This is a genomic window from Tateyamaria sp., assembly GCF_059783535.1.
The window spans coordinates 1-12,537 of record NZ_JBYNDP010000108.1 but is presented as its reverse complement, the minus strand read 5'-3'; the positions used below and the strand labels follow the sequence as shown (position 1 = coordinate 12,537).

At 57.9% G+C, this 12,537-nt stretch carries 14 protein-coding genes; 9 read left to right on the top strand and 5 right to left on the bottom strand.

Features of this window, described 5'->3' with window-relative positions; translation table 11 throughout:
• The 8 genes from AC6RA8_RS17145 to aat all read left to right on the top strand — a co-directional run.
• Nucleotides 1-879: ABC transporter substrate-binding protein (locus tag AC6RA8_RS17145; protein WP_500354268.1), on the top strand; the 879-nt coding region annotated here is incomplete at its 5' end.
• 124 nt (nucleotides 880-1,003) lie between these two features.
• Nucleotides 1,004-2,035, top strand: a complete 1,032-nt coding sequence (locus AC6RA8_RS17140; RefSeq protein ID WP_500354266.1) for a branched-chain amino acid ABC transporter permease — start codon at nucleotides 1,004-1,006, stop codon at nucleotides 2,033-2,035.
• A gap of 3 nt (nucleotides 2,036-2,038) precedes the next feature.
• Nucleotides 2,039-3,238 (top strand): branched-chain amino acid ABC transporter permease, encoded by a 1,200-nt coding sequence (locus AC6RA8_RS17135; protein WP_500354264.1) that lies wholly within the window; start codon nucleotides 2,039-2,041, stop codon nucleotides 3,236-3,238.
• Nucleotides 3,239-3,249: 11 nt separating this feature from the next.
• Nucleotides 3,250-4,014, top strand: coding sequence for an ABC transporter ATP-binding protein (locus AC6RA8_RS17130; protein ID WP_500354263.1), 765 nt, complete (start codon nucleotides 3,250-3,252; stop codon nucleotides 4,012-4,014).
• A 12-nt stretch (nucleotides 4,015-4,026) separates the two neighbouring features.
• Complete coding sequence (locus AC6RA8_RS17125; RefSeq protein ID WP_500354261.1) at nucleotides 4,027-4,782, top strand: ABC transporter ATP-binding protein; 756 nt, start codon at nucleotides 4,027-4,029, stop codon at nucleotides 4,780-4,782.
• A gap of 211 nt (nucleotides 4,783-4,993) precedes the next feature.
• The gene (gene accB / locus AC6RA8_RS17120; RefSeq protein WP_500354259.1) at nucleotides 4,994-5,488 is read left to right on the top strand and encodes an acetyl-CoA carboxylase biotin carboxyl carrier protein; all 495 of its coding nucleotides are present in this window, start codon (nucleotides 4,994-4,996) and stop codon (nucleotides 5,486-5,488) included.
• Nucleotides 5,489-5,498: 10 nt separating this feature from the next.
• A complete protein-coding gene (accC, locus tag AC6RA8_RS17115) occupies nucleotides 5,499-6,845 on the top strand; it encodes an acetyl-CoA carboxylase biotin carboxylase subunit (protein WP_500354257.1) in 1,347 nt (448 codons plus the stop codon).
• Between the two features lie 107 nt (nucleotides 6,846-6,952).
• Nucleotides 6,953-7,588, top strand: coding sequence for a leucyl/phenylalanyl-tRNA--protein transferase (aat, locus tag AC6RA8_RS17110; protein WP_500354272.1), 636 nt, complete (start codon nucleotides 6,953-6,955; stop codon nucleotides 7,586-7,588).
• On the opposite strand, the gene AC6RA8_RS17105 is transcribed toward aat, so the two are convergent.
• Genes AC6RA8_RS17105 through AC6RA8_RS17095 form a run of 3 tightly spaced genes read right to left on the bottom strand, consistent with a single transcriptional unit; the run spans nucleotide 7,552 to nucleotide 8,762 of the window.
• Nucleotides 7,552-7,929, bottom strand: a complete 378-nt coding sequence (locus AC6RA8_RS17105) for a DUF2155 domain-containing protein (RefSeq protein ID WP_500354255.1) — start codon at nucleotides 7,927-7,929, stop codon at nucleotides 7,552-7,554. The two genes, aat and AC6RA8_RS17105, sit on opposite strands and share 37 nt — an antisense overlap.
• The gene (mlaD, locus tag AC6RA8_RS17100) at nucleotides 7,926-8,378 is read right to left on the bottom strand and encodes an outer membrane lipid asymmetry maintenance protein MlaD (RefSeq protein ID WP_500354253.1); all 453 of its coding nucleotides are present in this window, start codon (nucleotides 8,376-8,378) and stop codon (nucleotides 7,926-7,928) included. The genes AC6RA8_RS17105 and mlaD overlap by 4 nt, the downstream gene beginning before the upstream one ends.
• Nucleotides 8,379-8,762: an NADH:ubiquinone oxidoreductase subunit NDUFA12 gene (locus tag AC6RA8_RS17095; RefSeq protein ID WP_500354252.1), complete on the bottom strand. Its 384-nt coding sequence runs from the start codon at nucleotides 8,760-8,762 to the stop codon at nucleotides 8,379-8,381.
• A 166-nt stretch (nucleotides 8,763-8,928) separates the two neighbouring features.
• Here AC6RA8_RS17095 and AC6RA8_RS17090 point away from each other — a divergent pair, with 166 nt between their 5' ends.
• Nucleotides 8,929-10,719, top strand: a complete 1,791-nt coding sequence (locus tag AC6RA8_RS17090) for an FkbM family methyltransferase (protein WP_500354250.1) — start codon at nucleotides 8,929-8,931, stop codon at nucleotides 10,717-10,719.
• Here AC6RA8_RS17090 and AC6RA8_RS17085 read toward each other — a convergent pair.
• Nucleotides 10,716-11,084, bottom strand: coding sequence for a RidA family protein (locus AC6RA8_RS17085; RefSeq protein ID WP_500354248.1), 369 nt, complete (start codon nucleotides 11,082-11,084; stop codon nucleotides 10,716-10,718). The two genes, AC6RA8_RS17090 and AC6RA8_RS17085, sit on opposite strands and share 4 nt — an antisense overlap.
• Nucleotides 11,085-11,206: 122 nt before the next feature.
• Nucleotides 11,207-12,472 (bottom strand): ATP-dependent Clp protease ATP-binding subunit ClpX, encoded by a 1,266-nt coding sequence (gene clpX, locus AC6RA8_RS17080; RefSeq protein ID WP_500354270.1) that lies wholly within the window; start codon nucleotides 12,470-12,472, stop codon nucleotides 11,207-11,209.
• Nucleotides 12,473-12,537 lie beyond the last annotated feature (65 nt).

Here is a 12,537-nt window from a genome sequence, read left to right as displayed (position 1 = left end):
ATCTTCATGGCGGGTCTGACCCACTCGAACGACACCACCGGTAAGGACAAGAAGGCCAATGGCTTCCGCCACTTCTTCAACTCCTACATGTCCGGTGCAGCGCTTGCACCGATTCTGGCCAACAACTACGGCACGGATCGTAAAGCCTACCATCTGACCGCCGACTACAACTGGGGTTACACGACCGAAGAAGCCGTGCGCACCTCGACCGAAGCCATGGGTTGGGAAACTGTTGCAGCCGTGAAAACGCCGCTGACACAGACCGACTTCTCGTCCTACATCGCGCCGGTTCTGCAATCGGGTGCGGACGTGCTGGTTCTGAACCACTACGGCGGCAACATGGTGAACTCGCTGACCAACGCGGTTCAGTTCGGCCTGCGTGACAAGCTGGTGAACAACAAAAACTTCGAGATCGTTGTTCCGCTCTACTCGCGCCTGATGGCGAAGGGTGCGGGCGCCAACGTGAAGGGGATCTTTGGTTCCACCAACTGGCACTGGTCGCTGCAGGACGAAGGCTCCAAAGCGTTCGTTCAGTCCTTCGGCACCAAGTACGGCTTCCCGCCAAGCCAGGCCGCACACACCTGCTACGTTCAGGCCCTGCTCTATGCAGACGCCGTGGAACGTGCCGGGTCGTTCAACCCCTGCGCAGTTGCAGAAGCCCTAGAAGGCTTCGAATTCGACGGCATGGGCAACGGTCCCACGCTGTACCGCGCCGAAGACCACCAGTGCTTCAAGGACGTGCTGGTCGTGAAAGGGAAAGAGAACCCGACATCCGAGTTCGACCTTCTCGAAATCGTCGAAGTGACACCTGTGTCGCAGGTCACCTACGACGCATCGATCTTCGGTGGCGAACTGGGGTCCTGCAACCCTGGCGCATAAGCCACGAAACCAAGGGTGGGGCGCATGCGTCCCACCCTTCCCTGGCACCTGATCCCAGGCATCCTGAAATTTAACATAATGTGTCCCCGCGGGGACAGATGCCCCCAAACCAGAGGTTCGGCCGATGGAAGCGATCATCCTTCAAATTCTCAACGGGCTCGACAAGGGCTCGGCCTATGCGCTGATCGCGCTGGGTCTTACGCTGATTTTCGGCACCTTGGGCGTGGTGAACTTTGCCCACGGCGCCTTGTTTATGATTGGCGCCTTCTGCGCTGTCACGCTAAGCCGGATCCTGACGCTCAGCCACACGGTCGTGGACGAGACCCAAAAGGACTTTTTGGGCAACCCACTGAAAGTGGACGTTCCTTACGTCTACGACTGGTTTGGAGAGGCTGCAGGCAACACTATCATCGACTGGGCCGTCCCGCTTTCGATCTTGTTCGCCATCCCGGTGATGATCGCCATCGGCGTGATCATGGAACGCGGGTTGATCAAACACTTCTACAAACGTCCCCATGCGGACCAGATCCTGGTGACCTTCGGCCTCGCCATCGTTCTGCAAGAGATCATCAAGTATTACTATGGCGCTAACCCGATCCCAACACCTGCCCCGGCAGCCTTCAAGGGGTCGTTCGATTTCGGGGCCATGATGGGCTTTGATCCAAACACGATCATCTATCCCTATTGGCGCATCATCTACTTTGCCTTTGCCGCCGTGATCATCGGCGCGGTATTCGCCTTCCTGCAGTTCACCACCTTCGGGATGGTTGTACGGGCCGGTATGGCCGACCGCGAGACTGTGCAGCTTCTGGGCATCAACATCGACCGCCGCTTTACCCTGATGTTCGGCATTGCAGCCGCCGTCGCTGGCCTAGCGGGCGTGATGTATACGCCGATCAACTCGCCCAACTATCACATGGGCATGGACTTCCTTGTCCTCAGCTTCGTGGTGGTCGTTGTGGGCGGCATGGGCTCTCTGCCCGGCGCTGTCGCCGCTGGCTTCCTTCTGGGCATCCTCGAAAGCTTTGCTTCGATGCGCGAAGTCCTGAACGTGTTGCCCGGCCTGAACCAGATCATCATCTACCTGGTGGCCATCATCATTCTGTTGACCCGTCCTCGGGGCCTTATGGGCCGCAAGGGCGTGATGGAGGACTGATCCATGTTTGGACTGGACAAAAAAGACTTCCGCCTTCTGCTTTTGGTCGCCGTACTGGTTGCACTGGCTCCCTTCATCCTGAACCCCTTCCCTGAAGGATCGGGCATGGCGCAGTTCAATGCAGGCTATCCGGACCTGATGCAGCGCTTCGTGATCTTTGGCATCTTCGCCATCGGGTTCAACATCCTCTTCGGCCTTACCGGCTACCTGTCCTTCGGTCATGCGGCCTTTCTGGGCGTCGGTTCCTACGCCGCGATCTGGATGATGAAACTGCTGACCATGAACGTTGTACCGGCCATCATCGTGTCGGTCATTGTGGCGGGTGTTTTCAGTCTCGCAGTGGGATGGATCAGCCTGCGCCGCTCCGGCATCTACTTCTCGATCCTGACGCTGGCCTTTGCGCAGATGTCCTACTCCCTGGCCTATTCGGTGCTGACACCGATCACCGGCGGTGAAACCGGCCTGCAGCCAAAGGTCAACGATCCGCGCATTCTGGACGGGTCACTTGCCGATGGCGCGACGCCAAAGGCCAACCTGTTCGGACTTGAGATGGGATCAAGCATCGAATGGAGCGTGGGCAGTTGGTTGTTCACATTCAACGCGGGCTACTACGTTGCCGCCATCGTGATGTTGCTGGCCTTCTACATGTCGATCCGCATTTTCCGCTCACCCTTTGGCATGATGCTGCGCGCTGTGAAGTCGAACCAACAACGTTTGAACTACACCGGCCTCAACGCCAAGCCCTACACGCTCGCGGCGTTCGTCATCTCGGGCATGTATGCCGGTTTGGCAGGCGGCCTGATGGTAGCCATGGACACACAGGTTGGTGCGGAACGCATGTTCTGGACGGCCTCGGGTGAAGTGGTGCTGATGTCGATCCTCGGCGGTGTTGGCACGCTTATCGGCCCGGTCCTAGGTGCTGGTGCAATCAAGTACATGGAAAACATCCTGTCCAAGATCAACTCCGACATCCTGCACACCTGGTTCGCCTTCCTGCCGGACGGGCTTGAAGACTTCGTGGTCACACTGATCTACCCCTTCATCGGGAAAGGTTGGCACCTGACGCTTGGCCTGATCTTCATGTTGGTCGTGATCTTTCTGCCCGGTGGGCTGGTCGAAGGGGGACAACGGATTGCGCGTCTCTTTGGCCGCAAGAAGAAGTCTACTGACACGCCTGATGGCAAAACCACACCTGCGGAATAAGGAGAGACAAGATGGGTATCCTTGAAGTCAAAAACGTGGGCAAACGGTTCGGTGGCCTGCAAGCGCTGGGAGACGTGAATCTCAGCGTCGCAGAGAACACCGTACACGCCATCATTGGGCCAAATGGCGCAGGCAAGTCGACACTGTTGAACTGCCTGGTGGGCAAGCTGATCCCTGACACGGGGTCCGTCATGTTCGACGGCCAGTCGGTGCTGGGACGCAAGCCATATGAGATCAATCAAATGGGCATTTCCCGCGTATTCCAGACGCCCGAGATATTTGGCGATCTGTCCGTGCTGGAAAACATGATGATCCCCTGCTTTGCCAAGCGGGACGGGGCGTTCACACCCAACGCGTTCATCAGCATGATGAAAGACCGCGAAATCGTCGAGCGGGCTGAAGAAATGCTTGTAGAGATGAACATGGCGGACGCGCGCAACGACAACGCCGCGACTATGTCGCGCGGCAACAAACGTCGGCTCGAGATCGGAATGTGCCTTGCGCAAGAACCCCGCCTGCTGCTGCTTGATGAACCCACGGCCGGCATGGCGCGTGCCGACACCAACAACACCATCGACCTGCTTAAACAAATCAAGGACGAGCGGGACATCACCATCTCGATCATCGAACACGACATGCACGTGGTATTCAGCCTGGCCGAACGGATCACTGTTCTGGCGCAAGGCACACCGCTGGTCGAAGACACGCCCGACAACATCAAGGGCCATCCGAAGGTACGTGAAGCGTACTTGGGTGAATCCCAAGATGCTGCATAAGGAGCTGAGCAGATGAACGTCAAACCCGACTTTTCCAAAGGCGTGAACCACGCCGCAACCGCTCCGGCATTTCTGAGTGTCTGGGACATGCACGCCTACTACGGCGAAAGCTACATTGTGCAAGGCATCAGCTTCAACGTGCACGAAGGCGAAATCCTTGCGCTACTGGGCCGCAATGGCGCTGGCAAAACGTCAACGCTGCGCTCTATTGCCCGGATTGGCGACCCGGAAGTCACCCGTGGTGAGATATGGCTGGACCACCAGCCATTACACAAGATGTCGAGCCACGAGGCCAGCCAGGCCGGTCTGGGTCTGGTGCCCGAGGATCGGCGCATCATCCCTGGCCTCACCGTCGAAGAGAACCTTAAGCTTGCGCAGATTGCGCCACCGATTGGGTGGTCCATCGAGCGGCTCTATGACCTGTTCCCCCGGCTCGGCGAACGGCGCACCCAAGAGGGCACAACCCTGTCAGGCGGTGAACAACAGATGCTGGCCATCGCCCGTGCGCTGGCCCGGGACATTAAAGTTCTGCTTCTGGACGAGCCTTATGAAGGTCTGGCGCCGGTCATCGTGGATGAGATCGAAAAGACCCTGACCGTCATCAAGGAACAGGGAATCACGACCGTGATCGTGGAACAAAATGCGGTGCGCGCGCTGCAATTGGCGGACCGTGCTGTGATCCTGGATACTGGCGGGATCGTTTTCGATGGCACTGCCGCCGAAGTGCTCGAAAACGAAGAATTGCGGGCGGAATACCTCGCCATCTGACCGAACCTGGGGACGTCAGATGCGCAAACCGGTCCCTTTACGGGGCCGGTTTTTTTTGTTCTGGGACCTGTCCGATCTGCTGCTCAATTCGACAAGCACCAGCGAACTGTCACAGCGCTTTCCTCTGCGTCATTGCACCGCTATAAGCAGCGAAGAGCACTACGGGCCGCGCTTTTTTTGCGCGGCCACGACCAAACGGTTGAGGACAAGAATGACAAAGAGCAACCATGACGCGGACGTGGCCTTTATCCAGGCACTTGCGGAACTGCTGCGTGAGAATGACCTGACTGAACTACAGGTCAAACGTGAATATGGCGAAGCTGACAGCCTGAACGTGCGTGTGTCGCGCCAGACGGCGCAACAGGTTGTAGCACAAGTCGCTGCACCTGCACCCGCTGCAATCCCCGCACCAGCAGCCGCACCGGCCGCAGAAGCACCAACGGCAGAACCCGCCGCTGACCCGGCCAGCCATCCCGGCGCCGTCACGTCCCCGATGGTTGGCACTGTCTACATGCAGGCTGAACCGGGTGCGCCGTCCTTCATCAAGGTCGGACAACAGGTCAGCGAAGGCGACACGCTGCTCATCGTCGAAGCGATGAAAACAATGAACCACATCCCTGCCCCACGCGCAGGCACGATCAAACGTATCCTGGTTGATGACGGCGCCGCCGTGGAATTTGGCGCACCGCTTGTGATCCTCGAATAAGGATCGGCGCATGTTCAACAAAATCCTGATTGCCAACCGCGGAGAGATCGCCCTGCGCGTCATCCGCGCCGCGCGCGAGATGGGCATTGCTACCGTCGCAGTGCATTCCACTGCGGACGCCGACGCAATGCATGTGCGTATGGCCGACGAATCCGTCTGCATTGGCCCGCCCGCGTCGCCGCAATCCTACTTGAGCTTCCCGGCCATCATCTCGGCTTGTGAGATCACGGGTGCTGAGGCCATCCACCCCGGCTATGGCTTCCTCTCCGAAAATGCTCAATTCGTGCAGATCGTCGAAGATCACGGCCTGACCTTCATCGGCCCAACCGCCGAACACATCCGCGTCATGGGCGATAAGATCACCGCCAAGGACACGATGAAAGCGCTTGGTGTGCCCTGCGTGCCCGGTTCCGAAGGCGGCGTGGCCACGTTGGAAGAGGCAAAGGCCATCGGCGAAGAGTTCGGCTATCCTGTCATCATCAAGGCCACGGCAGGTGGTGGCGGGCGCGGCATGAAAGTGGCGCAAACCGCCGCAGACATGGAAAGCGCGTTCATGACTGCCCGAGCCGAGGGCAAGGCCGCTTTCGGCAATGATGAAGTCTATATCGAGAAGTATCTGACCACGCCGCGCCATATTGAGATTCAGGTCTTTGGCGATGGCAAGGGCCGCGCCGTACATCTGGGCGAGCGCGATTGCTCACTGCAACGCCGCCACCAGAAGGTGTTCGAAGAGGCCCCGGGCCCCGCGATCAGCCCCGAAGAACGGGCCGAGATCGGGCGCATCTGTGCGGATGCCGTCGCCAAGATCAACTATATCGGCGCGGGCACTATCGAGTTCCTGTACGAAAAGGGCGAGTTCTATTTCATCGAAATGAACACCCGCCTGCAGGTGGAACACCCGGTGACGGAGGCCATCTTTGGTGTCGATCTTGTGCGCGAGCAAATTCGCGTGGCGTCCGGCATGGACATGTCATTCCATCAGGATGATCTGCAGATCAATGGGCACTCAATTGAGGTGCGCCTGAACGCAGAAAAGCTGCCTGACTTCTCGCCCTCACCCGGTCGGATCACTCAATATCATGCGCCGGGCGGCCTTGGGGTACGGATCGATTCAGCACTTTATGACGGCTACTCGATCCCGCCATACTACGACAGCCTGATCGGAAAGCTGATCGTGCACGGTCGCGACCGTGCCGAAGCGTTGGCACGTCTGAACCGCGCGCTTGGTGAGTTGATTATCGATGGGATCGATACAACCGTACCGCTGTTTCATGCGTTGCTGGCGGAAAAGGATATCCATACCGGTGACTACAACATCCACTGGCTGGAAAAATGGCTGGAAGCGCAAGCTGACTAAGGCGCATCAATCAAATCAGGGGGATCGCAGCACGCGATCCCTTTTTTACACCCAGTGCAAGGGCTAGTCTGGGGTCATTCCCAGCGGACCCGCATATGAAAGACGATATTCGACTGACCCCCAACCTGTTGTTGCAGGGCTATGCCTCGGGCATTTTTCCCATGGCAGAGTCGCGAGATGACCCGGAAGTGTTCTGGGTTGACCCGCGGATGCGTGGGGTGCTGCCGTTGGATGGGTTTCACATGTCACGCTCGCTGGCTCGTGCGATGCGTCGAAGCGACTGGATATTGCGCCTTGATAACGATTTCGAAGGCGTGGTCGATGGCTGTGCGGACCGCATCGATACTTGGATCAATCCGGAGATCAGGGAGCTTTACAAAGCCCTGCATGACCGCAATCAGGCCCATTCGATTGAGATCTGGGAAGGCTCACAACTGGTGGGAGGTGTGTATGGCGTTGTCCTCAAAGGTGCATTCTTTGGGGAAAGCATGTTTTCGCGTCGCTCGAACGCCTCCAAGATGGCGCTTGCCGCTGCCGTCGATCACCTGCGTCGCACAGGGTTTGTGTTGTTCGACACGCAGTTTTTGACAACGCATCTGGCCAGCCTGGGCGCAATAGAAATCACGAGGGCCACCTATCATGCGCGCCTTGAGCGAGCACTTGAGGTACACGACGCGGACTTCAATTCAGTCCGTGTTGGAACGCTTCACGAGGTGGTGCAGCGCATGACCCAGACGTCATAGCGTGCATGCTCCATCGCATTGAGCGCCGGTGCTGATGCAATCATCCAACCAGAGAAAACAACCCCGTCGCGTCCGGCTTCGGTGATTTGCAACCCCGCATAGGCATTGCCTGATGGGTTACCCGCTGGATACCGGCATTCGGTTAGGGTGATGCTGAGCCGCTCAAATTGAACAGTGCGGCCAGCCAGCATCTGGATGTCGACGACCTGACCACTGAATTTGTCCAGCCCGCGCAGAACCGCGCCGGACGCGGATTCTGTTTCCTCCTGCGCTGCGATTCCGGTGCCGAGCACCGCAACCGCAAGCGCAAGCGCCGCAACCTGTGCGGCGCGCCGGATCATTCGCCTTCACCCCCAGAGACGAATTTGAGCAGCAACGAAATCAGGCTCACGGAGCCTTGGGTGTCTGTGATTTCATCACCGGCTTCGAAGAAAAAAGGGGACCCGCCCGGCATGATTTCAACGAAGTTACCGCCCAGCAACCCTTCGGAGCTGATGATTATAGCACTGTCATCAGGGATCTGCGTATCGGCTCGCAAGGAGACAACCGTGTCGGCACGATATGTTTCGGGGTTCAAGGACACATCCGTGACGGTCCCCACCTTAACACCGGCAAGACGCACGTCGGTGCCGACATTCACGCCTTCAAGACTGCGGAAACTGGCGGTCAGAGGGTAAGCGGAGCCATTGTTGCTGCCAAGACCGGCAACCTGCGCACCATAGACAGCAAACCCAATGGCCGCTGCCAGCACAACACCACCAACCAGAACCTCGGTCGTATTCTCAGCCATTTATTCGGGCGTCCACGCTTCGTAGTCGGAACGATCAGCAGGCTCTGTGCGTCGAATGGAACCCGCCGGAGCATAGGCCATTGCAGTGCCTGTCAGGTTCGGTTGGTGCGGCTTCTCCCACTCCTTGCGCTTGAGTGGCTTGTCGGTGGGCGGCTCGTCCCATGTGCGGTGCAGCCAGCCATGCCATTCGGGATCGACGCGGCTTGCCTCAGCCTCGCCATTGTAGATGACCCAGCGGCGGCTATCGTCCTGCGTTTTGTAAAAGACGTTGCCCTGGCTGTCTTCGCCCACTTTCACGCCCTTGCGAGCCGTAAAAATCTGCGTGTTGAGCGTTTGGCCGTTCCACCAAGTCACCGCGCGCAACAGCGTATTGAGAATGCCCATGTTTCGCCTCCGACGTTTGGACGAGTCTATGCCGCAATACCGCACAGAGGTCCAGTGGCACCGGCGCCGCAGGTTTTTGATGCCGGAGATTTCGCCCAAATTTGAATGGGAAACTGCCACTCCAACGTGTATCTGAGTGTTAAGAGTTCGTAACGAGGCGCACATTATGCGGGACAGCATCAACGCGATTGAAACATCGTCGGAAATCGCGGCCACCTGTTTCGGCGTGCATGTACCTGCATCCCCATTCCTGAACGAGACCCGCATCCGCCGCATGAATGAAGGGCGGTACGAGGGTGAGGAAATCAAGGGTGCTTTGGACGTCGTCCAACCCGGCGATCGTGTGCTTGAGCTGGGTGCTGGTTTGGGCGTGGTTGGGGCGGTCATTGCCAAGAATGCACAGCCAGATGCCGTTCTTTCATTTGAGGCAAATCCGAACCTGATCCCGCATATCAGGGCATTGCATCGCATGAACGGGCTCGAGGAGATGATGGAGGTGCGCCACCAGGTTGTCACGGCCGGGGCAGATCAGCCGGACCACGTCACCTTTCATTTGCGGACATCCTTCCTTGGGTCGTCCCTGATCCAGAATGAGCGTCGCCGCACGACACCGGTCGAAGTCGAAACGGTTTCGTACGACACAATCATCAAGAGCTTTCGCCCTGATGTATTGATCATGGACATCGAAGGGGGAGAGTTGGAGCTGCTGCGGCACGCGAACCTGCGCGGTATTCGTGCCATCGTGCTGGAATTCCACCCTGACGCATATGGCAAACCCGGCATACGCGAGTGCAAGAACATCCTTCGGAAGTCGAAATTCACGAAGAAAGAAGAACTCTCGACGCGTTTTGTCTGGACGTGCACCCGCGATGATGTCTGGTCGCACCCCGATGCCAGCTGGCCCGACCCTGCAGGAGGCTGGTCAGAGCGGATACAGACCTGTGAAAACGCCATTGTCAAACCGAGCGAAACAAGCGGGTACATCAGCTTGTCCGGCGTGCAGACGGCGCACGGCCACGATGTGCCTATGGCTGCGCATTGGAGAAACCGAGGTCGTACAACCTTGCCGTTCGGTCCTTTAAACAACGCGCCCAAACCCTTGGCCGGGCGTTGGATCTGGGGCGGCGTGCTGTACCGCAATTTCTCCCATTTCGTTGCGGAATCGCTTGGCCGTTTTTGGGCGCTAGATGCCGTGCAGGGAGATATCGATGGGATAGTGTTTACGCCCAGACGTCCCGACAGTCCGCTTTCATTGAAATCTTTTCAGAGTGACATGTTCGCTGCCATGGGCGTTAAGGTCCCAATAAAGGTACTGGGCAAACCGCGGTGCGTGGAGCAATTGATTGTCCCGGGCCAAGGTTTTGGTCTGGGCGCCATCATCACGGGCACACCATCGTTTCGACAATACCGCGACAACAACTTTGCCAAGGACATTGCTCCGAATGGTGGTGAGAAACTCTATATCTCGCGGTCAAAGCTGTCTCTCGATAAGGGTGGCCTGCTTGGAGAAAAGCAGATCGAAACGCATCTAAGTGCCCAAGGTTACGAGATTTTCCACCCTCAGTATCACTCGGTCCAGGATCAGATCGCCCGCTACAAGGCTGCAAAACAGGTGATCGCCTGCGAAGGTTCGGCACTGCATTTAACCGCATTCTGCGGTGTGCCAGATCAACGCGTGGCCATAATCGCGCGTCGAAAGTCCAGTGCAACAGGTATGATCACGCGGCATCTTGAGGCTTTTATGGGCAACAGACCGTTGGTTGTCTCCGGCCTGAAATCCATATGGGAACGCCCAGATACGCCGCGTGGACGCTTGGCCATGGGCGAACCGGAGATGGGTCACATCCAGGCAGCTCTTGTCGAGGCTGGTTTTATCACATCCGGTGCACCGTGGCCGGAGCTTGATCCGGATGACGTTCAGGCCGTTTTGACCAAGCGTTTCAGGAACGTAGCCTAGCCCTGCCTTGGTGCAAAAGCGGTGACTTCAATTTCGATCCTGTATTTTGGGTCGATCAACCCGCATTCAATCATCGTGGCCGCAGGGGGGTGCGCCCCAAAAGTGTCTTTCAAAATGGGCCAGCATGGTTCGAACTCGTGCCGGTCCGGCAGCATGTAAGTCGCACGCACGACATCCTTCCAATCCGCACCGGCCTCGGTCAATGCAGCATGGATTATGTCCAGCGCGCTCTTGCACTGTTCCGTTACTGAATCACCCTGCCCCACGGTGCCCGCAACATGAATCCATCCACCGGCAACAACGGCGCGGCAGTAACCGACCTTTGGTTCGAACGCTCCGCCCGAATGAATACGTGAAATCTCCATTGCGCTCCCTTTCAATGGCGCACGCACAGGTGCGCCTTACCGTTTCAATCGAGGGTCCTTGAACAGCGCTCAAAAAAGGCGGGTTCGAAACCCGCCTTACTCTTTGTCTCGCTTGGTCAAAATCAGCTCGCTGAAGCTGGTTCTTTCTCTGCCTCGGCATGGATCATGAGGGGGGCCGCATCGGACACAACCGCTTCCTCATTCACGACAACTTCGGTGACGGACTCAAGGCCCGGTAATTCGAACATTGTATCGAGCAGAATGTCTTCAAGGATGGAACGCAGACCCCGTGCACCCGTCTTGCGTTCGATTGCGCGCTTGGCAATCGCGCTCAACGCGTCCTCGGTGAAGGTCAGCGTGGTGTCTTCCAGCTCGAACAGACGCTGGTACTGTTTGACCAGAGCGTTCTTTGGTTGGGTCAGGATGGTGACAAGCGCGTCCTCGTCCAGATCTTCGAGCGTTGCCAGAACCGGCAAACGACCGACGAATTCCGGGATCAGCCCGAATTTCAACAAGTCTTCCGGCTCGAGATCGGTGAAGATTTCGCCGACACCGCGTTCATCATTGTCGCGCACATCTGCGCCAAAGCCCATGGCCGAGCCCTTACCGCGTTGCGCGATGATCTTGTCGAGGCCCGCAAAGGCACCGCCGCAGATGAACAGGATGTTCGTGGTGTCCACCTGAAGGAATTCCTGCTGCGGATGCTTGCGACCGCCCTGCGGTGGAACAGACGCCACAGTGCCTTCCATCAGTTTCAGCAACGCCTGCTGCACGCCTTCGCCCGACACGTCGCGGGTGATCGACGGGTTTTCGGACTTGCGCGTGATCTTGTCGACCTCGTCGATATAGACGATGCCGCGTTGCGCGCGTTCGACATTGTATTCGGATGCCTGCAACAGTTTGAGGATGATGTTCTCGACATCCTCACCCACATATCCCGCCTCGGTCAGCGTGGTTGCGTCGGCCATCGTGAACGGCACGTCCAGAATGCGCGCCAGTGTCTGAGCCAAGAGCGTCTTGCCGCAACCAGTAGGTCCGATCAGAAGGATGTTGGACTTCGCCAGTTCGATATCCCCGCCCTTCTGGGCATGGTTCAGGCGTTTGTAGTGGTTGTGCACGGCGACCGACAACACGCGCTTGGCCATGGCCTGACCAATTACGTAGTCATCAAGAACTTCGCAAATGTCCTTGGGCGTCGGCACGCCATCGGTGGACTTCAGGCCCGAAGCCTTCGTCTCTTCCCGAATGATATCCATGCAGAGCTCGACACACTCGTCACAAATGAAAACTGTTGGTCCCGCAATCAGCTTGCGGACCTCATGCTGGCTCTTCCCGCAGAAGCTGCAGTAGAGGGTATTCTTGCTGTCGCCGCCCGAGTTCGTGGCCATGTCGCGTCCTTCCCGGCAGATGCCGCCAATCCAGGTGCCGGAAGTCTCCGGCGCGCCCCGCGTTG

Bases quoted from the DNA above. Each gene is read 5' to 3' on its own strand.
- AC6RA8_RS17135 (WP_500354264.1), top strand. From the start codon at position 2,039: ATGTTTGGACTGGACAAAAAAGACTTCCGCCTTCTGCTTTTGGTCGCC.
- AC6RA8_RS17125 (WP_500354261.1), top strand. From the start codon at position 4,027: ATGAACGTCAAACCCGACTTTTCCAAAGGCGTGAACCACGCCGCAACC.
- AC6RA8_RS17105 (WP_500354255.1), bottom strand. From the start codon at position 7,929: ATGATCCGGCGCGCCGCACAGGTTGCGGCGCTTGCGCTTGCGGTTGCG.
- AC6RA8_RS17130 (WP_500354263.1), top strand. From the start codon at position 3,250: ATGGGTATCCTTGAAGTCAAAAACGTGGGCAAACGGTTCGGTGGCCTG.
- AC6RA8_RS17140 (WP_500354266.1), top strand. From the start codon at position 1,004: ATGGAAGCGATCATCCTTCAAATTCTCAACGGGCTCGACAAGGGCTCG.
- accC (WP_500354257.1), top strand. From the start codon at position 5,499: ATGTTCAACAAAATCCTGATTGCCAACCGCGGAGAGATCGCCCTGCGC.
- AC6RA8_RS17095 (WP_500354252.1), bottom strand. From the start codon at position 8,762: ATGGGCATTCTCAATACGCTGTTGCGCGCGGTGACTTGGTGGAACGGC.
- AC6RA8_RS17090 (WP_500354250.1), top strand. From the start codon at position 8,929: ATGCGGGACAGCATCAACGCGATTGAAACATCGTCGGAAATCGCGGCC.
- accB (WP_500354259.1), top strand. From the start codon at position 4,994: ATGACAAAGAGCAACCATGACGCGGACGTGGCCTTTATCCAGGCACTT.
- clpX (WP_500354270.1), bottom strand. From the start codon at position 12,472: ATGGCCACGAACTCGGGCGGCGACAGCAAGAATACCCTCTACTGCAGC.
- mlaD (WP_500354253.1), bottom strand. From the start codon at position 8,378: ATGGCTGAGAATACGACCGAGGTTCTGGTTGGTGGTGTTGTGCTGGCA.
- AC6RA8_RS17085 (WP_500354248.1), bottom strand. From the start codon at position 11,084: ATGGAGATTTCACGTATTCATTCGGGCGGAGCGTTCGAACCAAAGGTC.